Below are 22,614 nucleotides of genomic sequence, written 5' to 3' on the forward strand. Positions count from 1 at the left end.
CTTTGTGTTCTCAGCGTTACCTAATGCCGCTTTGTGCTCTCAGCGTTACCTAAGGCGAAGACCTCAATCGACGGAAACGGTCTCGACGCCGGGAGCCTTGTCGGCGGCACGGGTCTCGGCATGCTCGCGCATGTCCGTGATCTCACGTTCGAAATCCGCGGCAGAGCTGAAGGATTTGTACACCGATGCAAACCGTAGGTACGCAACCTCGTCGAGATTTCGAAGCGGATCGAGAATCGCGAGGCCTACCTCGTTGCTGGGAATTTCGGCAGAACCGGAAGCACGCACGGCGTCCTCCACCTGCTGCGCCAGCAAATTCAGCGAATCGTTGTCCACTTGGCGACCCTGGCATGCGCGCCGCACACCTTTGACAACCTTTTCCCGACTGAACGGCTCCGTCACGCCGCTACGCTTCACGACCGAGAGCACTGCCGTCTCGACCGTGGTGAATCGACGTCCACACTCGGGGCACGAACGGCGCCGCCTGATCGCCTGGCCCTCGTCGGCCTCGCGCGAATCGACCACTCGGGAATCAGGGTGCCGGCAGAACGGGCAATGCATCGGGGTTCCTTCGTTGTCGCCGAAATGGCCGCAACTCAGATTCGCTACCGACTGCAAATCCTCCGACGATTTACAGAGCAGATCCACGTACTCAACGCGACCACCCGAGGTGGTGGGACTGTCAACTGGACAGCTTACTCGCTGTGAACGGACTGCTCTCACGCTCGGTACGCCCCCGCCTGCTTAGGGGTACGGTCAGCGACCCGAGGCCGGCACGATCAGCGTCTGCCCCACGGCCAGTCCGGAACTCGACATCGCGTTGAGATCCATGATCTGCTCGATCACAGAGCCGACAGCCTGGCCAGGCGCAACCTTGGCAGCAATATCACTGAGGGATTCACCCGCAGCGACGCGAACCACATCGGTCGCTCCGTTTGTCGCAGCAACATCACCACTGGACAAAGCGCCGATCCCGACCAGCGCCAAAACGGCCATCGCAGTGAACACGGCGCCCAGGAACATCGTCTTCCAACTGACGTCCTCGGCCTGCACTTCGTGTTCGACCCGCGAGACACCGACCCTGTTTCGGTGCGCGAAACTGCCTCCGTACGGGCGTGACGAATCTTGCTCGCTGTCCCATCGGCGAGGAGATTCACGCAACGAACGCGAACCTGACGTTCCGCCTGTGACGGGGAAACGACGAACAACGGCCACCCGCGGTTCGTCTTCGACATGCCTGGGCACACCCCGCATTTCGGCGGTGCCGCGCCTTTCGAAAGCCACGTCATCAGCATCGGGCCCGTAGAACGACGGGTGATACTTCAACGCCGACGTGCCGTCGAAACCGATCCCATCGTCGAAAACCCTGTTGCCTTTAACTGCTGCGTTACCCATCGTGACCTCCGCTGGTCGACACCGATCGATGTGTTCGATCATGCGTTCGATGGAACGCATGTTCGAATTTCTACCACGCTTGGCCGACAATGTCTCTACTTCGAACGACACGAATCGAACAGATGTTTGAAAACGCGAGCAAATCCGGCTAGATTCGTGTCAGACCACACAGCGGGAATTGCGAAAGCCTCCGTGTTTGTCGACAGCTCGAATGTTGGCAGGGGGCACCGACAAGTTTCCGCGCGATATGCACCACACGATTTACGCCAGACGCTTTTACAGACATGCCATTTCTTCAGACACGCCCTTTCTTCAGACACGCACTTTCTCTAGACACGGAGGCAACAGGCCATGAAGGACGATCGCTCCAGCAGTGCCGCGGAGGCAGGAGCTTCTGCAGTTCCGTCTCCGTCGAGCGAGACCCTCACCGAGCGCCAGCGGCGCGTTCTCGAAGTGATCCGCGATTCCGTGACCGAGCGCGGTTACCCGCCCAGCATTCGCGAGATCGGTGATGCAGTGGGGCTCACCTCCACCTCGTCGGTCGCACATCAGCTGCGGACGTTGGAGCGCAAGGGCTTCCTTCGGCGCGATCCCAATCGGCCTCGCGCCGTCGATGTTCGGGGTCTCGACGAGGTTGCTGCCGATACCGCCATTGCGTCGGTGTCGAAGCATTCCGGCGAGTACAACAGCGCCGACCCACTACCCGAGCCGGCGTTCGTCCCCATCCTGGGCCGCATCGCCGCCGGCGGACCGATCCTCGCCGAGGAAGCCGTGGAGGACGTGTTCCCACTCCCCCGTGAGCTCGTCGGCCAGGGTTCGCTTTTCATGCTCAAGGTTGTCGGCGAGTCGATGATCGATGCAGCAATCTGCGATGGCGACTGGGTTGTCGTCCGCCAGCAGAACGTCGCAGAGAACGGTGACATCGTGGCCGCCATGATCGACGGTGAAGCCACCGTCAAGACGTTCAAGCGCACGAAGAAGGAGGTGTGGCTGATGCCGCACAACGAACTCTTCGAACCGATTCCCGGCAACAACGCTGTCATCCTGGGCAAGGTTGTCACCGTCATGCGGAAGATCTGAGTTCGCTCGCACCACACGAACACAAGCACCACACGATCACCAGACTGTGGGCCCCGGCTGATGCCGGGGCCCACAGTCTTTTTGTCGATCAGCGCTTCACAGAGATCAGCGGCGCTTCACCCGAATCAGAGATTCAGCGACCGCCCGATGATCTCCTTCATGATCTCGGTGGTGCCACCGTAGATGGTCTGCACACGAGAGTCCATGTACGCCTTGGCAACCGGGTATTCCTTCATGTAGCCGTAGCCTCCGTGCAGCTGGAGACAGCGGTCGATCAGCTTGACCTGAGCTTCGGTGGTCCACCACTTCGCCATCGCAGCTTCCTGCACGGTCAACTTCTCGGCGTTGAGCTGCTCGATGAACTTGTCCACCAGGATGCGCACCGCGGTGGTCTCCGTTGCCAGTTCGGCCAGTACGAATCGGGTGTTCTGGAAGCTGCCGATCGACTTGCCGAATGCCTTGCGGTCGCGGCAGTACTGGATCGTGCTCTCGAGAACCGATTCCATTGCGGCAGCGGCAACAACTGCGATCGAGAGTCGTTCCTGGGGAAGGTTCTTCATCAAGTAGAAGAAGCCCATTCCCTCTTCGCCCAGCAAGTTGGCGGCGGGAACGCGGACGTCGGTGAAGCTGAGTTCGGCAGTGTCCTGAGCCTTCATACCGATCTTGTCGAGGTTGCGTCCACGCTCGAAGCCCGGCATGTCCCGCTCGACGACGAGCAGGCTGAAGCCCTGCGCTCCCTTGTCCGGGTCGGTACAGGCGACGACGATGATGATGTCGGCGTTGATGCCGTTGGTGATGAAGGTCTTCGAGCCGTTGAGAACCCAGTGGTCCCCGTCGCGAACCGCTTTGGTCTTGATGCCCTGCAGGTCGCTACCGGTACCCGGTTCGGTCATCGCGATCGCGGAAATCAGCTCGCCCGACGCGAATCCGGGCAGCCAACGCTGCTTCTGCTCGTCATTGCTCAGGTCGAGGAGGTATGGCGCCACCACGTCGTTGTGCAGTGTGAAGCCGATACCACTGAAGCCACCCTTGGTGGTTTCCTCGGTGATGATCGCGTTGTAGCGGAAGTCCTTGACGCCGCCGCCGCCGAATTCCTCGGGTACCGCGGTTCCCAGGAAGCCCTGCTTTCCGGCCTCGACCCAGACATCACGATCGACGATGTTCTGTACTTCCCACTTCTCGTGGTTCGGTGCAACGTGCTGTGCCAAGAACTTCTGGTACGACTCCCGGAAGAGATCATGTTCCGGTTCGAACAGGGTGCGCTCCACGCCGACTCCTTGCAATTCGATAAACGGCACTTCAGTGATGTACCCGGTGGGGATGATGTACCCGGTCGGGATGTTTACGCTGAGACCGGGCACGCCGAAGTTCGCGGGCCCACGTCACTGCCTCCGACGGTAGAACCTGTTGCGATACCCGTCGATGACCCGAACGATCACGATTCGTGACTGTAGCGGTTATCTGTTACTCGAAGTACGGAATTTGGCCAGATACCGCATGATCGGGTACGCGACAAGGATGCCGATCGACCCCCAGGCGATGCCGCCCAACTCGACCGAACCGATGGTCAACGTCAAGTTCCCGATGCCGGCGACCAGCGCTGCCGCGGCGACCGTCAGGTTGACCGGATCGGTGAAGTCGACCTTCGCGTCCATCCAGATACGCACACCGAGAATGCCGATGAGGCCGTAGAGCACCATCGTCGCGCCGCCGATGACCCCGTTCGGAACCGTGAAGACCAGCGCACCGAACTTGGGCGAGAATGCCAGGATCACAGCGGTGGCGGCGGCTACCCAGTACGCAGCGGTCGAATACACGCGCGTCGCTGCCATCACGCCGATGTTCTCGGCATACGTGGTGGTTCCGGAACCACCACCGGCACCTGCCAAGGTAGTGGCGAGGCCGTCTGCAAAGAGTGCGTTGCCGGCCAGGTCGTCGAGCGACTTACCTGTCATGGCGGACACCGCCTTGACGTGTCCGACGTTTTCGGCGACCAGAACGATCACCACGGGCAGCGCGAGCACGATCACCGACCAGTCGAACGACGGACCGTGCAGACTCGGCAGCCCGAACCAGTCCGCATCACGCAGAGCCGACACTCGTTCACTGTCGAGTCCGCCGACGACCGCGGCGAAGACCCAGCCGATCACTACGCCGACGAGAATGCCCAACCGGCCGAGCAGACCGGGCCCCACGACCGTGACGAGCAGGATCGCAAAGAGCGTCACCGTGGCGATCAACGGCTGCGACTCGAAGGAACCGGCCGCGGTCGGAGCGAGGTTGAGACCGATCAGCGCGACGACGGCACCCGTCACCACCGGCGGCATGACCGCGTCGATGACCCGACCGCCGATCAGACGTACGGCGACGCCGATCAACATCAACACGATGCCGACAGCCATGACGGCGCCGAGCTGTGCCGCCGGCCCCGATCCTGCCGACGCTGTCAGAGGGGCGATGAACGCGAAGGACGAACCGAGGTAGCTGGGGATCCGGCCCCGGGTGATGAGCAGGAACAGCGCGGTGCCGATACCCGAGAACAACAGCGTCGTGGTGACGGGGAAACCCGTGATGGTCGGAACGAGCAGTGTCGCTCCGAACATCGCGATGACGTGCTGCATCCCGATCCCGATGGTGCGCGGCCAACTCAGTCGTTCATCCGGCGCCACGACGGCGCCGTCGGCGATCCGCTTGCCGTCTCCATGGACAGTCCAGCCGATTCCGCCGGCCCCGGTCATTGTTTCTCGTTCGATCACAGGTCGAAATACTAGAGGTCAGGCACTCGCTCGCCGACCGAGACCGACGAAACCGCTTCAGCTGATTGCGTCAGCCGCCGCTTTGCGTGCCGCCACCGGATCACCGGTTGCCAGCACCGCCGCCGCAGCCGCCTCACATTGCGCCATGGTGACGGACCCGACCTTCGCTCCCACCCCGGCAACCGACGCCGCAGCACACGACAGTGACGAAACACCGAGACCGGCAAGTACGCATGCCAACAGCGGATCGGCAGCCGCCTCACCGCAGACCCCGACGCGCTTGCCTGCCGCCTGACCAGCCTGGGCCGTACGCGCCACCAGGGCGAGCACGGCGGGCTGCCACGGGTCGGTCAGGTCGGCGAGTTCGGAAGACATCCGATCAGCGGCCATCGTGTACTGAGCAAGGTCGTTGGTGCCGATCGAGAGGAACTCGACGTGTTCGAGGATCTGGTCGGCCAGCAGCGCCGCCGCCGGGATCTCCACCATCACTCCGGGAACAAGATCGCGCGCTCGCACCGCGTCGGCAAAGCGTTGTGCTTCAGCCGGGGTGGCGATCATCGGCGCCATGACCCACGGCGAAGAGTTCGTCGACGCCGCTGCTGCGGCGATCGCGTCGAGTTGGCGGTCGAGAATCCCCATGTCCTGCCAGGCGATTCGGACCCCACGAACGCCGAGTGCCGGATTCGCTTCCTCTTGGTGGTTGGCGAATTTGAGTGGCTTGTCCGAACCCGCGTCCAACGTGCGAATAATGACCTTCTTGCCCGCGAAGGCCTCGAGAACCTCGGCGTAGATTGCCGCCTGCTCGTCAACGGTCGGTTCGGTCTCACGGCCGAGGAAACAGAGTTCGGTCCGGAAGAGCCCGATGCCTCCCGCTGCGGTCAACGCCGCGGCCCGAGCGCCGGCGCCGTCTTGGACATTGGCGAGGACGTCTACCGGCCGGCCGTCCGACGTCCGGCCGGGTCCGGTCCACGTGCTGACGCGTTCGCGATCGATTCGGGATTGCTCGACCAGTTCGCGCGCCTGCTCGGGATCCGGCTCCGCGATCACGTCGCCGGTGGTTCCGTCGATCAGAATCGGTGTTCCTGCCGGTACGGATTCCAATTCCTTCGCGGCCACGATGCACGGGATGCCCAACTGCCGCGCGATGATCGCCGTGTGGCTGGTCGGGCCGCCGTAGATGGTCACGAGTCCGATGATCTTGGTTGCATCGAGGCCGGCGGTATCGGCGGGAGCAAGGTCGTCCGCGCACAGCACCGACGGCGTCTCGGGCATCGGAACTCCGGGTTCGGGCAATCCGGAGAGTTCTGCGATCACGCGGTCGCGAATGTCCTCGAGGTCGGTGACGCGCTCGGCCATCACACCGCCGACCTTGGTGAACAACACCACGAATTGCTCCGTCGCCGCGATCGCCGCCTGGACCGGAGGAACTCCGCCCGCGATCGACTTCTTGGCCGCTCCGATCCAGCCGCGATCGGCTGCCATGGCCGCGTTGGCCTGCAAGACCTCTGCGGCTGCGCCCGTGGCTTCGGCTGCCCGTCCGAGAAGGCGGTTCTCGACAGCCTTCGCCGCTGCGGCGAAGGCATCGGCGGCGGCCTCTCGATCCGCCTCGTCGAGGGCCGGCGCATCGGTGACGAGTTCTGGTCGGCTGGACGGCCAGATAGCCGGGCCGTAGGCAATTCCGGGCACGACGGGAGTGCCGTGCACGGTGATGCGATTGAGCTGTTCGGTCATCTGTCCTCCTTGAGCGATGGGCCCGGTGTCACACCGGAGCACCTCGAGCGCGTAAAGCCCACACCTTCGTTGTGACGAAGATTACTCCCAACTCTTGACATGTCAACACACTCGGGCGTAAAACAACATAAAGCAACATTCGTTGTGATCCACACCGCACCGTCGGATCACATTTCGGAATCGGAGTGAACGTGTACGCGGAAGAACGCCAACAAGCGATCGGCACCATGGTGTCGCAGCGCGGACGCATGTCCGTGGCGGCTCTGTCGGAGACCTTCGGTGTAACCACCGAGACCGTGCGTCGCGATCTGGCCTTCCTCGAACGGATCGGACAGATAAGGCGCGTGCACGGCGGCGCCGTTCCGACCGGATCCCTCCACGTGACCGAACCGGGTATGGCGGAACGCGATCAGACCCGCGCGCAACAGAAGGACCGGATCGCCCGCTGTGCGGTCACCTACCTTCCCCCCACCGGCGGCAGCGTGATCTTCGACGCGGGCACGACCACGGGCCGCATGATCCCCGAACTACCGACCGAGAACGACTTCACAGCCGTCACCAATTCCGTCCCGATCGGCGCACGACTGGCGTCGATGAACTCGATTTCCCTGATCCTGCTCGGCGGACGAGTACGCGGGGTGACGCAAGCCGCGGTCGGCGAGGACGCCCTACGACTGCTGAGCACGTTGCGGGTCGACGTCGCCTTCATCGGAACCAACGCGATCAGCGTCGGGCACGGACTCTCCACCCCGGACAGCGAGGAGGCTGCGGTCAAACGAGCGATGGTCAAAGCCGCCAATCATGTTGTAGTCGTGGCCGACTCCACCAAAGTCGGCCGCGAACACTTGATCAGCTTCGCCCCACTCGACAGCATCGACGTCCTCATCACCGACGAAGACATCAGTCCCACAGACACATCCGAGTTCCACGACCACGGAATCGAGGTGGTGATCGCATGATCGTCACACTGACAGCCAACCCGAGTATCGATCGGACCGTGCAACTCGAGCAACGGCTCGAACGAGGCTCCGTCCTACGCGCGCACTCCACTCGCAGTGACCCAGGCGGCAAGGGGGTCAACGTCGCGCGTGTTCTCGCCGCAGCCGACCTCGACGTCCTCGCGGTCCTACCGGGGAACGGCGGCGATCCCTTACTCTCGGCGCTCGCCGCCGGTGGGATTCCCCACATCGGCGTCGCCACAACGGGTCTGGCCCGCACCAACATCACCATCGCGGAACCAGACGGGACCACGACGAAGATCAACGAGCCCGGCGCAACACTGTCCGGTTCGACGCTCGACGCTTTGGCTCAGGAGTTGATCGCTCGCGCCGATACCGCGCTGTGGTTCGCACTGTCCGGATCGCTGCCCCCCGGCGTTCCGCTCGGTTGGTACGGCGAACTTGTCGCTGCGCTGCGCGATCACCCGTGCAAGGTAGCGGTCGACACCTCGGACGCCCCGCTGACGGCACTCGCCGACGGGTTCCCCGGCTCGGCACCTGACCTGCTCAAACCCAACGGCGAGGAACTCGCGCAACTCACCGGCGTCGACGGCCACGTCCTCGAACGTGCTGCAGAGAACGGCGATACCGGGCCTGCAATCACGGCGGCACAGCGATTGGTCGATCGCGGCGTCGGCAGTGTGCTCGCCACGCTCGGCGCAGCCGGTGCGGTCCTCGTCACGGCCGACGGCGCGTGGATCGCCACCGCTCCTCCGATTGTCGCAGTCAGTACCGTCGGCGCAGGCGATTCGTCGCTGGCCGGCTACATCCTCGCCGAAGCGGGAGGCGGCTCGGAATCCGAGCGGCTACGTCACGCGGTCGCCTACGGAAGCGCCGCTGCCTCCCTTCCCGGCACAACCCTTCCCACGCCCGAACAGATCGATCTGGCAGCGGTTTCGGTATCTGCAGCTGATACCTCCTCTCCCCTCCCCGTCCCCACCGAACTCGCCTGACGCCCTAAGGAACCTGACATGTCCGATACCACCGCAGCCGGCAGTTCCGGCCCGGAGATCATCAGTCCCGAACTGATCTCACTCGACACCGACCTGGGCTCGACCAAGGAAGATGTCATTCGTTCTCTTGCAGCGCGATTGACTGCTGCGGGTCGGGCGAGCGACGCCGCGGGACTGGTCGATGCAGCACTCGCTCGCGAAGCGCAGTCCGCGACCGGACTGCCCGGCGGAATCGCAATTCCTCACTGCCGCGCCGAGGCCGTCTCGGCCGCGTCCCTGGGGTTTGCTCGACTCGATCCGAAGGTCGATTTCGGTGCACCCGACGGCCCCGCCGATCTGGTCTTCCTGATCGCGGCACCTGAAGGCGCCGGAGCCGAGCACATGAAGCTGCTCTCCTCCTTGGCCCGAGCACTCGTTCGGCCTGCGTTCGTCACGTCACTTCGTGAAGCAGCGACGCCGGACGAGATCGTGCGCTTGGTCGACGAGGTCCTCAGTCCCGCACCGAAGGACCCCACACCGAAGGATTCCGCCCCGAAGACCGCAGCAGTGACGCCCCAGTCACCTGTTTCCACCGGGAAACACGCCACCGACGAGACCCCGGCACCAGCGACCGCGGAGCGTCACATCGTCGCGGTCACCGCCTGCCCGACCGGAATCGCTCACACGTACATGGCGGCGGACTCACTCGTCGCCGCGGGTGAACGCGCCGGCGTCAAGGTTCACGTCGAAACGCAGGGCTCGAGCGGAAGCACCCCGCTGGACCCGTCCGTCATCGCCGGAGCCGCCGCTGTCATCTTCGCCACCGACGTCGGGGTGAAGGGCCGCGAACGATTCGCCGGCAAACCCGTCGTCGCTTCCGGTGTGAAACGGGCGATCAACGAGCCGGACAAGATGCTTGCAGAAGCATTGCGCGCCTCCGAGAATCCCGCCGCCGCCACCGTGGACGGCACTGCCGCCGCGGCTGCGGATTCCGACGCCGGTTCCGTAGGGTTCGGCACCCACCTCCGTCAGGTCCTCCTGACCGGTGTCAGCTACATGATCCCGTTCGTCGCGGCCGGCGGTCTGCTGATCGCACTCGGCTTCCTGCTCGGTGGATACGAGATCTCCGGTCCTGCCAAGGACATCGTTCTCAACAACTCGATCACCAACCTTCCCGACGGTGGCCTGGCCACCTATCTCGGCGCAGTGCTGTTCCAGATCGGTTCGTTGGCATTCAGCTTCCTGGTCCCCGCGTTGGCCGGCTACATCGCCTTTGCCATCGCCGACCGGCCTGGCATCGCTCCCGGCTTCACGGCCGGCGCGGTCGCCGTGTTCGTCGGTGCCGGTTTCATCGGCGGCCTGGTCGGTGGTCTCATCGCCGGTGTCGTCGCGCTCTACATCGGCCGGATCGCCGTCCCGCAGTGGCTGCGAGGTCTGATGCCAGTGGTGATCATTCCGCTCTTCGCGACGCTGGTCGTGGGAGCGCTGATGTTCATCGTCCTCGGTCGTCCGCTCGCCGCGATCACCTCCGGTCTCACCGACTGGCTCAATGGATTGTCCGGCAGCTCGGCCATCTTCCTCGGCATCATTCTCGGCCTGATGATGTGCTTCGACCTCGGCGGACCGGTCAACAAGGCGGCTTACGCGTTCGCCGTCGCCGGACTCAATGTCAACGACCCCGCCACCTTGCGCATCATGGCGGCAGTCATGGCCGCCGGTATGGTTCCGCCGCTCGCCATGGCACTTGCCTCGACAGTGTTGCGTCCCAAGCTCTTCAGCGAAGCCGAACGTGAGAACGGTAAGGCTGCCTGGTTGCTCGGTTCAGCATTCATCTCCGAGGGCGCGATTCCGTTCGCCGCTGCCGACCCGCTTCGCGTGATCCCCTCTATGATGGCGGGCGGCGCAGTCACCGGCGCACTGATCATGGCTTTCGACGTCACTCTCAGCGCTCCACACGGCGGGATCTTCGTCTTCTTCGCAGTCGGCGGCATCGGCTGGTTCCTCGTCTCACTCGCCGCGGGAACGGTGGTAGCTGCGCTCGCTGTCGTCGGAGCCAAGGAGTTCTTCCGCAAGGGGCCCTCCGATGCCGAACTCGACCCCGAAATCGTGCCCGCTGCGGCATGATCGACAGCAGGCAACACTGTAGTCACCAGATTCGCCCGAACACCCCAAAACGTCCGCAACGACAGCTCTACAACGAGGAGATCCCATGCCCAGCAAGACAGTTGCCGTCGGTTCCGCAGTCGGCCTTCACGCCCGTCCCGCCGCCCTCATCGCCGAAGCAGTCGGAGCCTCCGGCGCCACGGTCACCCTCGCCGTCGCCGACGGCGAACCCGTGGATGCAGGTTCGGCACTGATGATCATGACGCTCGGAGCCGCCAAGGACACCGAAGTCACGATCGAATCCGACGACGCCGACGCGCTCGCCAAGGTCGCCGAACTGGTAGCCGCTGATCTCGACGCTTGACCCGATTTCCGCCGGTGCTGTGTAGTGGGCCGGACACTCTCACGGAGTCAGTGCGAGTGTCCGGCCCAGCCAGTCCATTTCGAGTTCCAGAGCAGTGCCCCACACATCACCCGAGTGTCCACCGGGGAGGGTGTAGTACTCCACGTTCATGTCGGCGGCGCGCGCAGCCTCGAACATTCTCTCCTGCTGGGGACGGTAGATGTCGTCGTCTTCACCCGCGACAAATACACCCGACAACTGCGGATACCGATTCTGCGCCATCAGGTCTCGGGCATTGACCGCGTCGAACGCGTCTTCGTCACCGTCGAACATGGCCGCCACGGTGTCCTCGTGATCACCGGTCGACGGTTCGTCCTGGCCGGAGAAGTCCAGGAACGAGGGATATCGGTCCGGGAAGTTCACGGCCATCTCGATCGCGCAGGTTCCGCCGTAGGAAAACCCGCCGATTGCCCATTGAGCTGCATCCGGATTCACTTGAAGGTTCGATTCGATCCAGTTCGGGACGTCCTGGTCCAGATACGTCGCGACGTTGCCGAGCGCAGAATCCATGCAACCGGGGTTGGCGTCGTAGTCCCCCAACGCGTCAGGGACCACCACCACGGGAGCAAGCCCGGAATGCCTCGACGCATAGGCGTCGACGGTGGTCGCGAGCCGGCCACTGTCGAGCCAGTCGCTGGGGCTGCCGGGCTCACCTGCCACCAACACCAGGACGGGCAACTCGGCACGCGGATCGGCAAGGTAGGCCGGCGGGAGATACAGCGTCGCAGGCCTCGCGTCGAATCCCGAGATGTTTCCCGGAATCGCCGCCTCCGTCACGACACCGTTGCTTGGCATCCGCACCGGAACCTGCCAATGAGTTTCGGTGGGCAGTCCCCGCTGCACCCGAGGTTCGGACCCGGGGAGTGAATCGAAGGCAACATTCTCGACCGAGCCGACCGGCCAGTGCCCGACCAGTGAGCCGAGTGTGGGATACGTGCCGGTCGCAGCGTTGACCTGACCTACCGCGACGATCGCGGCCAGCCCGGCGAATGCCGTCACCGAAAGACCACGCGCAAGCCCCGGGCGCCGAAGGAGAACAAGTGCGGCGCCGACGACTCCGAACATCGCCAGCGCTATCCACACAAAACTCGACGCCGGTAGCTGCGCGGGCAACGGCCGAAAGCTGAGCCACACCAACATCGCAGCGATGGCCGACCCGCCCACCGACAGACCCAGCGCGGCTAACGCGGCCCTACGCGGCAACCACCGAAGCAGAAGCAGCGCACCTACGCCGACGATGACGGAACCCACGAGCAGCGCGGCGGTGATGTGTCCGTGCTCGAGTGACATACGCGAGAGCCGCGTCAGGAGTTGATGCCCGTGCATTCGTTCCAGTATCCACATCTACCGGCGGTCTGCGAATTCGTCGAATTTTCGGGAATCAGCGGCGTCGTCGTAATCTCACGAACGCCACGGCCCCGATCGCACATCCTGCCGCGACCAGTCCAGCCCACACGAATGTCCACGGATCGACCCCGACACCGACCGAACCGGCAGACGAGTCAGCCGTCGCTTCCGTCGCGTCCACGAGCGCGCGCATCACGTACACCGGCGGCAACGCTCCACCGGCAGATTCCGAACCGATCAGAACATCGCCCGCATTGTTGAATGCCACCGCCTCACCCTGAGGCTCCGTCGGGAGCGGGATCCGCAGGGGTTCGGTACCGGTGAGCGTCGCGCCGATTCCGCCGTCCACGACCTCGTACAGGTACAGGTCGGAGTAACTCCGAAGTGCGATCGCCGAACCGTCCGACGACACCGCTCCCCCCGTGAACATCACCGACACGGGCTTCTCCGGTCCGAGGGACACCGCTCCGACGCGCTCGAGCGGCGTCGGGCCGGGCTGCGCCAAGTCACTCAGTTTCTGATCCCCGACCGGTGTGTAGACACTGCTTTCGCCGAACAATTCCTTGGTCACGACAAAGACATGGCCGTTGGGGTCGAGCAGAATCGACTCGGTGTCGTGCGCACCGTCCGGGTACGTGAGGCGGTGCAACGTACCGTCACCGGAATCGAGGTCCATCGTGATGAACGCCACCGTTTCGCGGGTTCGGAGGTTGTCTCCGGTGTCCGACAGAACGAGCGTCCGACCACTGACCGCAAGATCTTCGACGTCGTAGGGATCGATCGGGACCGGAATCTGTTTCTGGACAACACAATTCAGATCCATCTCGAACACGTAGTCGTCACTGCCGCCGTCGCCCATCGCGTAGATCCGATCGTCGACGACGACCATCCCCGACAACTCCTGGAGCGCAGGATCAGTAGGTGTACAGAGCGGGGCGAACTCGCTCGGTTCGAACGACGACGCCTGTGCAAGCGCTCCGGGAAGCAGCACAGTCGCAGTGGTCACAGCAAGCGCCGAGACCACTGCGCCGAAACTACGCACTAGGTGCGTACTCCACCAAAGCCGAGGCCAACATCTGCGGCACGCGTGCGTGCACCCGCGTCCCCGCCTCTTCGTGAGTCGATTCCAAGATCGTTCCGTCCGAGTGGATTCGAGCCATCAGATCACCGCGCGTATACGGCACCAGCACGTCGACCTCGACCTCCGGCCGAACCAGAACCTCGCTGAGATGTGCTCGCAGTTCGGCGATTCCCTCGCCGGTCCGCGCCGAGACGAACACAGCGCCCGGCAGCAGACCACGCAGTTGCGTCAAGGTAACCGGATCTGCCGCGTCGATCTTGTTGACCACGATCAACTCCGGGGGAGCCTTCGAATCCGTCTCACGCAGAACGTCGGTCACAACTTCCCGCACAGCCTTGATCTGCTCGGTCGGCAACGGATCCGAGCCGTCGACGACGTGTAGCAGCAGATCCGCGTCGGTCACTTCCTCGAGGGTCGAGCGAAATGCCTCGACCAACTGAGTCGGAAGGTGCCTCACGAAACCGACCGTATCGGTGAGTACGTACTCACGGCCGTCGTCGAGCGCAGCGCGTCGGGTTGTCGGGTCCAACGTGGCGAACAACGCGTTCTCCACGAGCACACCGGATCCGGTGAGCGAGTTGAGCAGACTCGACTTGCCCGCATTCGTGTATCCGACGATGGCGATCGACGGGATGTCGCTCTGCAGTCGACGTGTGCGCTTGGTGTCGCGAGCGGCCTTCATGCCCTTGATCTCGCGGCGAAGTTTTGCCATGCGCTCACGGATACGGCGACGGTCCGTCTCGATCTTGGTTTCACCCGGACCACGTAGACCCACGCCGCCGTTGCTTCCGGCGCGGCCACCGGCCTGACGAGACATCGACTCGCCCCAACCACGCAGACGCGGGAGCATGTACTCCATCTGAGCAAACGCGACCTGCGCCTTACCTTCACGGGAGGTGGCGTGTTGGGCGAAGATATCAAGAATCAAAGCCGTCCGGTCGATGACCTTGACCTTGACGATCTTCTCCAGTGCGGTGAGCTGGGCCGGCGTCAGTTCGCCGTCGCAGACGACAGTGTCGGCACCGGTCGCCAACACGACTTCGCGCAGTTCCTGCGCTTTGCCGGAACCGATGTACGTGGCGGCGTCGGGTTTGTCGCGCCGCTGGACCAGTCCTTCGAGGACCTCGGAACCGGCCGTCTCGGCAAGTGCGGCCAACTCGGTCATGCTCGCCTGAGCCTGCTCGGCTGTTCCCTGCGTCCAGACGCCGACCAGGACAACTCTTTCGAGTCGAAGCTGGCGGTACTCGACTTCGGTGACGTCCTCGAGCTCGGTCGACAGACCGGCCACGCGGCGTAGGGCGCCGCGATCTGCGAGTTGCATCTCACCGGTCGACGGGTTGTCCGATGCGGACGCTGCCGTGTATTCGGCCTGCGCGTACTCGGACTGCTCGCGAGCAGTGGACTCTTCGTTTTCCTGTGTGTTCGTCATACAAGATCCATGGTCCCACGAAACCCTGACACGATGCATCCGTATTTCCTGCAGGCGTATTTCACGCGGGCGTTATCACACAAGCGATTGCCACCAGGCGTCGCTGATCGTTCCGCTCGCCACCAGAACCGAGGGCCCTCGCAAGGACCCTTCGCCGCTTTCGACGGTGACCTGCACTTCGCCGCCGAGGACGCGCACCAGGACCGAACCCTCCTCGCGGCCGTCGTACTTCAGCGCCGCAGCCGCAGCCGCGACCGTTCCGGTTCCGCAGGAACGAGTCTCACCCACACCGCGCTCGTGAACGCGCATGTGGACCCCACCGTCGTGGATCGGTGTCACGATCTCGATGTTGACCCCGTGCGGGAAGAACCCGGGGTCGAAGCCCGGAGAGACAGTTAAATCGAGTGCACTCAAAACCTCGGCCGTCACATGCTCGTCGACACACGCCAAATGCGGATTGCCGACGTCGATGCCGACGCCGGAGAAGACGCGGCCGTCGATTGTTGCCGAAATGGTGCCGAGGTCCTTGATCGGGCCCATCGCCACGGTCACGTCGCCGCGTGTGGCGTCGTAGCTGTGCACTACGACCGGACGCGCTCCCGCGCGGCTGCCGACCACGAACTCGTCCCTGCTCTCCAGGCCGGAGGCCTTGAGATAGTGCGCAAACACGCGAACGCCGTTTCCGCACATCTCCGCGGTGGATCCGTCGCCGTTGCGGTAATCCATGAACCAGTCTTCAGCAGCGACGCCGTCCGGAAGCGCGGTGAGCACGCCCGCGTCCATCAGAGCGCCTGCCCGCGCAACGCGGAGGATGCCGTCGGCGCCGAGACCACGCTGACGATCACACAACGCGGAAACCCGCGCCGGTTCGAGATCGATCCGAACGTCGAGGTCAGGGAGAACGACGAAGTCGTTCTGCGTGCCGTGGCCCTTACTGAAATCCATGGTCGCCATCCTATCCGGACGTACCGACCGACCTACGCGGGTAACGCGGTGACCACCACGTTCTGTTCGTACGTGAATCCGGAAGGCAACGAGGGGTCGGGCACCGTCTCGCCCCCGCAGGTCACGAGGACCAGCCTGGGCGCACCAGTTTCGGAGAAGAACTCCGCAGGCAAAGCCACCTTTTCGTACAGTTTCAGGCTCGCTGCGTGATAGGTGAACATCGTTCCGGCGTCGTCGCTCACGTAGATCGGTGTTCCCGGTTCGATCTGGTGCAGCGCCCACAAAGCGCCGTGTGTGCGATCACCGTCGTCGACGTGACCGGCAACAAGATTCGTACCCTCCGAAGATCCGAACTGCACACCGTTGGTGAAGTGCGAGACCTTGTCAGGATGAGGAAGGATCATTCCGCGGTTCGCGCCGAACCCACTGGTCACGATGTCGGCACGCACATCCAGGTCAGGAATCGCCAAGGTGTTCGGCGGTAGATCTGTGGGTGCGGGCGCCCACGTTGCCCCCGGATCGGTTGGGGCTCCTACGTCGAACGGCGCTTCGGGAACAGGCGCGCTGATGGGTTTCCCGGCCGCACTCACCGCAAAGTAGATCAACACCCCGCCGACAGCAAGAAATGTGACGAGCAGAAGAACCAGCGGCAACCGGCCTGCGCGTCGACGTGTCGGACGCGCGTGTGTCCCGGTCTGCGCCATGTTCGTTGCCCTTCACTCCGTCGATCGCGAAACGGATCGATCGCGAACAGCTAACTGTAAGATAGCTGATCGGCTCGACCGTGTTACAGACCGCGATCTGCGAGGGCCGCGAAGGCGGAGTTGGCCAGCTCCGGATCGGCACCGTCGAGCCACTGCACGCGGGTGTCACGACGGAACCACGATCGTTGGCGGCGAACGTAGCGCCGCGTCCCGATGAACGTCCGTTCGAGCGCCTCGGCCAGATCGTATTCGCCGTCGAAATATGCGAGCACCTGCGCGTAGCCGATCGCTCGCGGCGCTGTGACGCCCTCACGCAATCCTTGCTCGACAAGTGCGGAAACCTCGTCGACAAGTCCGCCTGAGAACATCAGCTCCGTTCGCAAGCGAATCCGGGCGTCGAGTTCTTCGGTGTCACGATCCACGCCGAGAATGCGGGTCCCCCAACGAGGGTCACCGATCTGAGGCGCCGAGGCCGCGAAGGGCTGACCTGTCAGTTCGACGACTTCGAGCGCCCGAACCATCCGCCGACCGTCCGTCGGCAGTATCGACGCCGCCGCAACTGGATCGGCAGCAACGAGGGCCGCGTGCACCGCATCGACCCCACCCTCGGCCAACACCGCTTCCCACTTTGCACGAACGTCGGGATCCGTTGCCGGAAAAGACCATTCGTCGAGCAAAGACTGGACGTACATCATGGAGCCGCCGACGATCACCGGAACCTTGCCTGCCGCGATCAGGTTCTCGGCGACCGCGATCGCGTCGCTTTGATAACGCGCGACGGTGGCGGTCTCTGTCACGTCGAGAACGTCGAGCAGGTGATGAGGAATCCCACGGCGCTCGGCGAGCGTCAGTTTCGCCGTCCCGATATCCATACCGCGATAGAGCTGCATCGCGTCGATGTTGATGATCTCGCCGCCGAATTCCTCGGCCAACGCCAATGCGAGATCGGACTTTCCCGACGCCGTCGGACCGACAACTGCAATCGGGCGAAGTTCTTCAGGGACGTTCACGGCCGCCACGTCCCGACGTGGTAGCCGACACCGAACGGCGCACCGCTGTAATCCACCGTCGAACGAGGACGAGCTGACCCGGGCGAGTCCGTGAAGACACCGGCCAGGACCTGCCATGCCGCACGCCCCTGAACTCCGACACTGCGGCAAAGCTGCGGATCGAGAGCAAGAAGTGCCTCCGGGTCACCGGCAGCCAGGGCATCGTCGATGATCGACTGCACACCCGCCGCACGCTCGTCGAAGCTTCCCGGAGCCTTTGCCGTCAATGTGGATGCACCGTCAGCCACGATCAGAAGTCCCTGCGGTCGATCGTCGCTGTCGAGTTGCTTGCGGAGTTGATACCCGAATTCACGGCACTCACTCGCAGACGCCTCCGGGCTGACAACGTGCATGTCGACGGTGGACTCCACGTCCGCCTGGGCACGCAGCCAGCCGGCCACGAGGGCGCAGAGTTCGAGTGATGGCACCGGTTCGCCTGCCGCATCTGCGTCCAGAGACGTCCGGACATCGGCGCCGAATCCGGCGAAAGTCCCGATCTGTCCACGTCCGACGCCAGTTCGCCAGAGTTCGTCAGCTGCTTTCTCGGAGTCGACACCGACGCCTACCCATTGAACTGCCTCGTGAGACAGCCGGCGCACGGCGGCCGATGCCGCAGCGCGCACCTGGGCGGACTCGGCCGAATCACCGGACAATTCCGGCACGAGCAACGGCGCAGAGGGGACGAGAACAGCGGAAGTCAACACAGTTGCCACGCTAGTCGACCCCGAGGTGGCGACCTCACACCCTCTTACCTGATTCAATAGTCGGAGAACGTGAGTACCGGGTTCAATGGAACCAGGAATGCGATCAGGCAGCCGTGACGCGCGGCAGAGACGAGGACCGATGACCGAGAACAGTGAACCCACCGCCGGCGCCGACAGCAGTTCGGCCAGCCCGAGCCCGGCTGCTCCCAAACCCGGAGCACCCAAACCTGGTGGACCACGCCCCGGTGCGCCCCGCCCCGGAGCACCTCGCCCCGGTCCGGCGGCCTCGCATGCCGTCACCGCTGCACCAACCAGCGATCCGAGCAAATTCGGCCGCGTCGAGGAAGACGGCACCGCCTGGGTGAAGACCGCTGACGGTGAACGTCAGATCGGTTCGTGGCAGGCCGGCGACGCCACCGAGGGCCTCGCCCATTTCGGTCGTCGCTACGACGATCTCGCGACCGAGGTCTCGCTGCTCGAGGCGCGACTGACGTCGGGCGCCGGAGACGCAAAGAAGACCAAGGCTGCCGCCATCGCTCTGTCCGAATCCCTCTCGACCGCCGCCGTGATCGGTGACCTCGACGCTTTGGCCCGCCGACTCGACGTGATCATCGCCGGATCCGACGAGGCCGCGGCGCACGCGAAGGAAGAGAAGGAACAGTCTCGCGCGGCGAGCACCGCCCGCAAGGAGGCGCTCGCAGTCGAGGCCGAACAGATCGGTTCGGAGTCGACCCAGTGGAAGACCGCGGGTGATCGACTGCGCGAGATTCTCGACGAGTGGAAGACGATTCGCGGAATCGACCGCAAGGTCGACGACGCACTGTGGAAGCGGTACTCGAAGGCTCGCGAGTCTTTCAACCGACGGCGTGGAGCGCATTTCGCCGAACTCGATCGCGATCGTGCGAGCGCACGTTCTACGAAGGAAGAACTGGTCGAGCGCGCCGAGAAGCTGTCGACCTCCACCGAATGGGGACAGACCGCTGGAGAATTCCGCGATCTGCTCAGCGAGTGGAAGGCTGCCGGCCGTGCACCGCGCGAGGCCGACGACAACCTGTGGAAGCGCTTCAAGGGCGCTCAGGACGTGTTCTTCGCCGCCCGCAACGCTGCCGCATCCGAGCGCGACGCCGAATTCGAGCAGAACGCAGTCGCGAAGGAAGAGTTGCTCGCTGCGAACGCGAACATCGATCCGGCACACGGACTCGAGAACGCTCGCGCAGCGCTTCGCGACCTGCAGGAGAAGTGGGACGCGATCGGCAAGGTGCCGCGCGAACGAATGCAGGAACTCGAAGCGAAGCTCCGGGCCATCGAAACCAAGGTGCGCGACGCAGTCGACGCCGAGTGGCGTCGTACCGATCCGGAAGCGCTGGCCCGCGTCGCGCAGTTCAAGGAGCGGGTGAGCCAGTTCGAGGAGCAGGCCGCCAAGGCTCAGGCTGCCGGAAAAACGAAGGACGCGGAGAAGGCTCTCGCTCAGGCAAAGCAGTGGCGTGAGTGGGCCGAAGCAGCCGAGAGCGCTGTCAACGAGTAGCAGACGACAAACGAGTACGACTACAACGCCGGCTGACTCCGAAAGGAGTCAGCCGGCGTTGTAGTGCGCGTTGGACAGTCAGTCTGCTGCGTCAGCCGACGTTCCATTCCTGATGCTTCTCGGCTTCAGCCGCAGCGATCCGGCGTTGCTCCTCGGCGGCGAGCTGAATGTTGGTTCGCGTCCAGACCACCTTGAGCCAATGGAACGTCAAGAACACGACGGCAAACCATCCGATGACCAGCCCGATCGACGGTCCTGCCACGTTGAATCCGGCGGGAATGGTCTGACGTGACCAGACGGCCATCATTCCCAGCGCACTCGCCACGGCACTACCGGCCAGCGCGACCCACGCCAGACTCCAGCGCCGCGTCACGAGTGCGAGCATCGAGAATCCGATGCCGAAGATGACAACGAACCACACGAACAAGCGTGAGAACAGTGCAATCCGTTCACTTTCCGCGTCCTGGTTGTACGCGAGCACATCCCAGCCGTTCGCAACTCCCGCATGGGGCAGCGCAAGGGTTCCGACCAGCACGAGCACCGCAACCGCGACAACCATGGCGCGCGCACCCGGATCGATTTCTCCCGCGACCTTGCGTTCCGCGTCGTCGAGGTCCTTGCGGTAGCCCTCGAAGGCGTCGTCGCCCGGCTGAGGTGTCTTGTTCTCGTGTTGCGAGGTCATGCGTTGCATCCCATCTGGACGGGTTGTGGGGCTGGGGCACCGATCTTCGGTAGTCCGAGACCTACGCCGATGGGCGGGGTCTTGGGTGTGATGCCCTTTTCGAACGAGTCACCGGCGCGGGTCCGACGGTGCGTGAGCACCCCGTCATCGGCCACGAGGTGATGGGGGGCTCCGTGGGTGACGACGACCGTCACCACGTCGCCGGGTCGGATTGTGCCGTCGAGGTTTCCCTCAGGTCGGAAATGCACCAGGCGACCGTCTCGCGCACGACCGCTGAGGCGGTGAGTCGCTGCGTTCTTGCGGCCCTCCCCGGCTGCCACCAAGAGTTCCACCTCGGTGCCGACGAGTTTGCGATTCTCCTCGATGTTCACTTCTTCCTGAACCGCGAGCAATCGCATATAACGTTCCTGGACAACCTCTTTGGGAAGTTGATCGGCCATCTCGGCCGCCGGCGTACCCGGGCGCTTGGAGTACTGGAAGGTGTAGGCGTTCGAGAATCGCGCCTTGCGTACGACGTCCAGCGTCTCCGCGAAATCCTCTTCCGTCTCCCCCGGGAACCCGACGATGATGTCCGTGGTGATGGCGGCGTGTGGCATTGCGGCGCGCACCTTCTCGATGATCCCGAGGTACTTCGACTTGCGATACGAGCGCTTCATCGCCTTGAGAACCTTGTCCGAACCGGACTGAAGAGGCATATGCAGCTGCGGGCAGACGTTGGGGGTGGTTGCCATCGCTTCGATGACGTCGTCGGTGAACTCCGCCGGGTGCGGGGACGTGAACCGCACACGTTCGAGGCCGTCGATGTGTCCGCACGCCTTCAAGAGGGAGGCGAAGGCGCCGCGATCGCGCGGTTGCTCCGGATCGGCGAACGACACGCCGTAGGCGTTGACGTTCTGCCCGAGCAGAGTCACTTCGGAGACACCCTCGTCGACGAGCGCCTGAACCTCGGCCAGAATGTCTCCGGGACGCCGATCCACTTCCTTGCCACGCAAGGCCGGAACGATGCAGAACGTGCACGTGTTGTTACAACCCACCGAGATGGAAACCCATCCCGCATAGGCAGATTCACGCTTGGCCGGCAACGTCGACGGAAAGGCCTCCAGTGCGTCGAGGATTTCGACTTCGGCACGCTGGTTGTGACGCGCACGATCGAGCAGTGCGGGCAGCGAGCCGATGTTGTGGGTGCCGAAGACGACATCGACGAACGGTGCCTTCTTGACGACGGTGTCACGATCCTTCTGAGCCAGGCACCCACCGACGGCGATCTGCATGTCGGGGTTCGCCTCCTTGTTCGGGGCGAGCTGGCTGAGGTTGCCGTACAACTTGTTGTCCGCGTTCTCACGAACCGCACACGTATTGAAGACGACAAGGTCAGGATCGGTTCCGGTCTCCGCCTTCGAGTACCCGGCGTCCTCGAGCAGACCGGACAGTCGCTCGGAATCGTGGACGTTCATCTGACAGCCGTACGTCCGCACCTCGTAGGTGCGAACAGACTTCGCAGTCGGCTCCGGAACTGCAGTCGGCTCCGGAAGTGCAGGGGACATTTCGTCGATCAGTGACACGCTTCAGCCTAGCTCACGTCCACTACGACGTGTAATAACGCCCTGATAAACAGCCGAAACGCGACATAAACGTCGTCACAGTAAAATTTCCATTACATATGGCAAGAACCATGGCGAAATCACGGGCGTCGACGCAAACTACGCCTAAGGTTCTCGTTTATGACCCAAGCCGACGATGCGACGACGCC

General features: G+C 63.7%; 20 protein-coding genes. 6 read left to right on the forward strand and 14 right to left on the reverse strand.

The genetic code is table 11. From position 1 onward, the window contains the following. Positions 1 to 63 precede the first annotated feature (63 nt). Together nrdR and ACFQ6Y_RS07455 are read right to left on the reverse strand one after the other, a co-directional pair. On the reverse strand, positions 64 to 561 hold the full coding sequence (nrdR, locus tag ACFQ6Y_RS07450; protein WP_378630641.1) for a transcriptional regulator NrdR: 498 nt from the start codon (positions 559 to 561) through the stop codon (positions 64 to 66). A 195-nt stretch (positions 562 to 756) separates the two neighbouring features. Beyond that, positions 757 to 1,455 (reverse strand): LysM peptidoglycan-binding domain-containing protein, encoded by a 699-nt coding sequence (locus tag ACFQ6Y_RS07455; RefSeq protein ID WP_378630643.1) that lies wholly within the window; start codon positions 1,453 to 1,455, stop codon positions 757 to 759. A gap of 291 nt (positions 1,456 to 1,746) precedes the next feature. On the opposite strand from ACFQ6Y_RS07455, the gene lexA reads away from it, so the two are divergent. Continuing rightward, positions 1,747 to 2,475: a transcriptional repressor LexA gene (gene lexA, locus ACFQ6Y_RS07460; protein WP_230817157.1), complete on the forward strand. Its 729-nt coding sequence runs from the start codon at positions 1,747 to 1,749 to the stop codon at positions 2,473 to 2,475. A gap of 125 nt (positions 2,476 to 2,600) precedes the next feature. Here the strand turns inward: lexA and ACFQ6Y_RS07465 are convergent, their stop codons facing one another. The 3 genes from ACFQ6Y_RS07465 to ACFQ6Y_RS07475 all read right to left on the reverse strand — a co-directional run bounded on the left by ACFQ6Y_RS07465 (position 2,601) and on the right by ACFQ6Y_RS07475 (position 6,962). Further along, entirely contained in the window at positions 2,601 to 3,743 is a 1,143-nt protein-coding gene (locus ACFQ6Y_RS07465) for an acyl-CoA dehydrogenase family protein (RefSeq protein ID WP_378630645.1), read from the reverse strand. A gap of 189 nt (positions 3,744 to 3,932) precedes the next feature. Continuing rightward, a complete protein-coding gene (locus tag ACFQ6Y_RS07470; RefSeq protein ID WP_378445791.1) occupies positions 3,933 to 5,213 on the reverse strand; it encodes a uracil-xanthine permease family protein in 1,281 nt (426 codons plus the stop codon). A gap of 75 nt (positions 5,214 to 5,288) precedes the next feature. Further along, entirely contained in the window at positions 5,289 to 6,962 is a 1,674-nt protein-coding gene (locus tag ACFQ6Y_RS07475) for a putative PEP-binding protein (protein ID WP_378545477.1), read from the reverse strand. 191 nt (positions 6,963 to 7,153) lie between these two features. On the opposite strand from ACFQ6Y_RS07475, the gene ACFQ6Y_RS07480 reads away from it, so the two are divergent. The 4 genes from ACFQ6Y_RS07480 to ACFQ6Y_RS07495 all read left to right on the forward strand — a co-directional run bounded on the left by ACFQ6Y_RS07480 (position 7,154) and on the right by ACFQ6Y_RS07495 (position 11,359). Further along, positions 7,154 to 7,921 carry a DeoR/GlpR family DNA-binding transcription regulator gene (locus tag ACFQ6Y_RS07480; protein ID WP_317554800.1) on the forward strand — a complete coding sequence of 256 codons (768 nt, stop codon included), beginning with the start codon at positions 7,154 to 7,156 and terminating at the stop codon, positions 7,919 to 7,921. Continuing rightward, positions 7,918 to 8,913: a 1-phosphofructokinase family hexose kinase gene (locus tag ACFQ6Y_RS07485; RefSeq protein ID WP_378630647.1), complete on the forward strand. Its 996-nt coding sequence runs from the start codon at positions 7,918 to 7,920 to the stop codon at positions 8,911 to 8,913. Before ACFQ6Y_RS07480 ends, ACFQ6Y_RS07485 begins: the two co-directional genes overlap by 4 nt. 18 nt (positions 8,914 to 8,931) lie before the next feature. Continuing rightward, a complete protein-coding gene (locus ACFQ6Y_RS07490) occupies positions 8,932 to 11,016 on the forward strand; it encodes a fructose-specific PTS transporter subunit EIIC (protein ID WP_378630649.1) in 2,085 nt (694 codons plus the stop codon). 85 nt (positions 11,017 to 11,101) lie between these two features. Next, positions 11,102 to 11,359 carry an HPr family phosphocarrier protein gene (locus tag ACFQ6Y_RS07495; protein WP_003942144.1) on the forward strand — a complete coding sequence of 86 codons (258 nt, stop codon included), beginning with the start codon at positions 11,102 to 11,104 and terminating at the stop codon, positions 11,357 to 11,359. A 39-nt stretch (positions 11,360 to 11,398) separates the two neighbouring features. Here the strand turns inward: ACFQ6Y_RS07495 and ACFQ6Y_RS07500 are convergent, their stop codons facing one another. The 7 genes from ACFQ6Y_RS07500 to ACFQ6Y_RS07530 all read right to left on the reverse strand — a co-directional run bounded on the left by ACFQ6Y_RS07500 (position 11,399) and on the right by ACFQ6Y_RS07530 (position 18,657). Beyond that, positions 11,399 to 12,724 (reverse strand): alpha/beta hydrolase, encoded by a 1,326-nt coding sequence (locus tag ACFQ6Y_RS07500; RefSeq protein ID WP_378630651.1) that lies wholly within the window; start codon positions 12,722 to 12,724, stop codon positions 11,399 to 11,401. Between the two features lie 55 nt (positions 12,725 to 12,779). Beyond that, positions 12,780 to 13,787 (reverse strand): hypothetical protein, encoded by a 1,008-nt coding sequence (locus ACFQ6Y_RS07505; protein WP_378630653.1) that lies wholly within the window; start codon positions 13,785 to 13,787, stop codon positions 12,780 to 12,782. After that, entirely contained in the window at positions 13,780 to 15,255 is a 1,476-nt protein-coding gene (gene hflX / locus ACFQ6Y_RS07510; protein WP_378445785.1) for a GTPase HflX, read from the reverse strand. The genes ACFQ6Y_RS07505 and hflX overlap by 8 nt, the downstream gene beginning before the upstream one ends. 75 nt (positions 15,256 to 15,330) lie before the next feature. After that, positions 15,331 to 16,200, reverse strand: a complete 870-nt coding sequence (gene dapF / locus ACFQ6Y_RS07515) for a diaminopimelate epimerase (RefSeq protein WP_378630668.1) — start codon at positions 16,198 to 16,200, stop codon at positions 15,331 to 15,333. A 32-nt stretch (positions 16,201 to 16,232) separates the two neighbouring features. Further along, positions 16,233 to 16,904: a class F sortase gene (locus ACFQ6Y_RS07520; protein WP_378445783.1), complete on the reverse strand. Its 672-nt coding sequence runs from the start codon at positions 16,902 to 16,904 to the stop codon at positions 16,233 to 16,235. Between the two features lie 83 nt (positions 16,905 to 16,987). Continuing rightward, positions 16,988 to 17,923, reverse strand: a complete 936-nt coding sequence (gene miaA, locus ACFQ6Y_RS07525) for a tRNA (adenosine(37)-N6)-dimethylallyltransferase MiaA (RefSeq protein ID WP_378445782.1) — start codon at positions 17,921 to 17,923, stop codon at positions 16,988 to 16,990. Next, positions 17,911 to 18,657, reverse strand: a complete 747-nt coding sequence (locus ACFQ6Y_RS07530; RefSeq protein ID WP_378630671.1) for a class III extradiol dioxygenase subunit B-like domain-containing protein — start codon at positions 18,655 to 18,657, stop codon at positions 17,911 to 17,913. Before ACFQ6Y_RS07530 ends, miaA begins: the two co-directional genes overlap by 13 nt. Positions 18,658 to 18,796: 139 nt before the next feature. Here ACFQ6Y_RS07530 and ACFQ6Y_RS07535 point away from each other — a divergent pair, with 139 nt between their 5' ends. Next, positions 18,797 to 20,182 carry a DUF349 domain-containing protein gene (locus ACFQ6Y_RS07535; RefSeq protein WP_378630674.1) on the forward strand — a complete coding sequence of 462 codons (1,386 nt, stop codon included), beginning with the start codon at positions 18,797 to 18,799 and terminating at the stop codon, positions 20,180 to 20,182. A gap of 91 nt (positions 20,183 to 20,273) precedes the next feature. Here ACFQ6Y_RS07535 and ACFQ6Y_RS07540 read toward each other — a convergent pair whose 3' ends face one another. Beyond that, on the reverse strand, positions 20,274 to 20,864 hold the full coding sequence (locus ACFQ6Y_RS07540) for a hypothetical protein (RefSeq protein WP_020907525.1): 591 nt from the start codon (positions 20,862 to 20,864) through the stop codon (positions 20,274 to 20,276). Next, positions 20,861 to 22,408, reverse strand: coding sequence for a tRNA (N6-isopentenyl adenosine(37)-C2)-methylthiotransferase MiaB (gene miaB / locus ACFQ6Y_RS07545; protein WP_378545971.1), 1,548 nt, complete (start codon positions 22,406 to 22,408; stop codon positions 20,861 to 20,863). Before miaB ends, ACFQ6Y_RS07540 begins: the two co-directional genes overlap by 4 nt. Positions 22,409 to 22,614 lie beyond the last annotated feature (206 nt).

Source organism: Rhodococcus sp. NPDC056516 (assembly GCF_042794655.1).
GTDB lineage: Bacteria > Actinomycetota > Actinomycetes > Mycobacteriales > Mycobacteriaceae > Rhodococcus_F.

Bases quoted from the DNA above. Each gene is read 5' to 3' on its own strand.
- nrdR (WP_378630641.1), bottom strand. From the start codon at position 561: ATGCATTGCCCGTTCTGCCGGCACCCTGATTCCCGAGTGGTCGATTCG.
- ACFQ6Y_RS07455 (WP_378630643.1), bottom strand. From the start codon at position 1,455: ATGCGTTCCATCGAACGCATGATCGAACACATCGATCGGTGTCGACCA.
- lexA (WP_230817157.1), top strand. From the start codon at position 1,747: ATGAAGGACGATCGCTCCAGCAGTGCCGCGGAGGCAGGAGCTTCTGCA.
- ACFQ6Y_RS07470 (WP_378445791.1), bottom strand. From the start codon at position 5,213: ATGACCGGGGCCGGCGGAATCGGCTGGACTGTCCATGGAGACGGCAAG.
- ACFQ6Y_RS07475 (WP_378545477.1), bottom strand. From the start codon at position 6,962: ATGACCGAACAGCTCAATCGCATCACCGTGCACGGCACTCCCGTCGTG.
- ACFQ6Y_RS07485 (WP_378630647.1), top strand. From the start codon at position 7,918: ATGATCGTCACACTGACAGCCAACCCGAGTATCGATCGGACCGTGCAA.
- ACFQ6Y_RS07490 (WP_378630649.1), top strand. From the start codon at position 8,932: ATGTCCGATACCACCGCAGCCGGCAGTTCCGGCCCGGAGATCATCAGT.
- ACFQ6Y_RS07495 (WP_003942144.1), top strand. From the start codon at position 11,102: ATGCCCAGCAAGACAGTTGCCGTCGGTTCCGCAGTCGGCCTTCACGCC.
- ACFQ6Y_RS07500 (WP_378630651.1), bottom strand. From the start codon at position 12,724: ATGCACGGGCATCAACTCCTGACGCGGCTCTCGCGTATGTCACTCGAG.
- hflX (WP_378445785.1), bottom strand. From the start codon at position 15,255: ATGACGAACACACAGGAAAACGAAGAGTCCACTGCTCGCGAGCAGTCC.
- dapF (WP_378630668.1), bottom strand. From the start codon at position 16,200: ATGGATTTCAGTAAGGGCCACGGCACGCAGAACGACTTCGTCGTTCTC.
- ACFQ6Y_RS07520 (WP_378445783.1), bottom strand. From the start codon at position 16,904: ATGGCGCAGACCGGGACACACGCGCGTCCGACACGTCGACGCGCAGGC.
- ACFQ6Y_RS07535 (WP_378630674.1), top strand. From the start codon at position 18,797: ATGACCGAGAACAGTGAACCCACCGCCGGCGCCGACAGCAGTTCGGCC.
- ACFQ6Y_RS07540 (WP_020907525.1), bottom strand. From the start codon at position 20,864: ATGACCTCGCAACACGAGAACAAGACACCTCAGCCGGGCGACGACGCC.
- miaB (WP_378545971.1), bottom strand. From the start codon at position 22,408: ATGTCCCCTGCACTTCCGGAGCCGACTGCAGTTCCGGAGCCGACTGCG.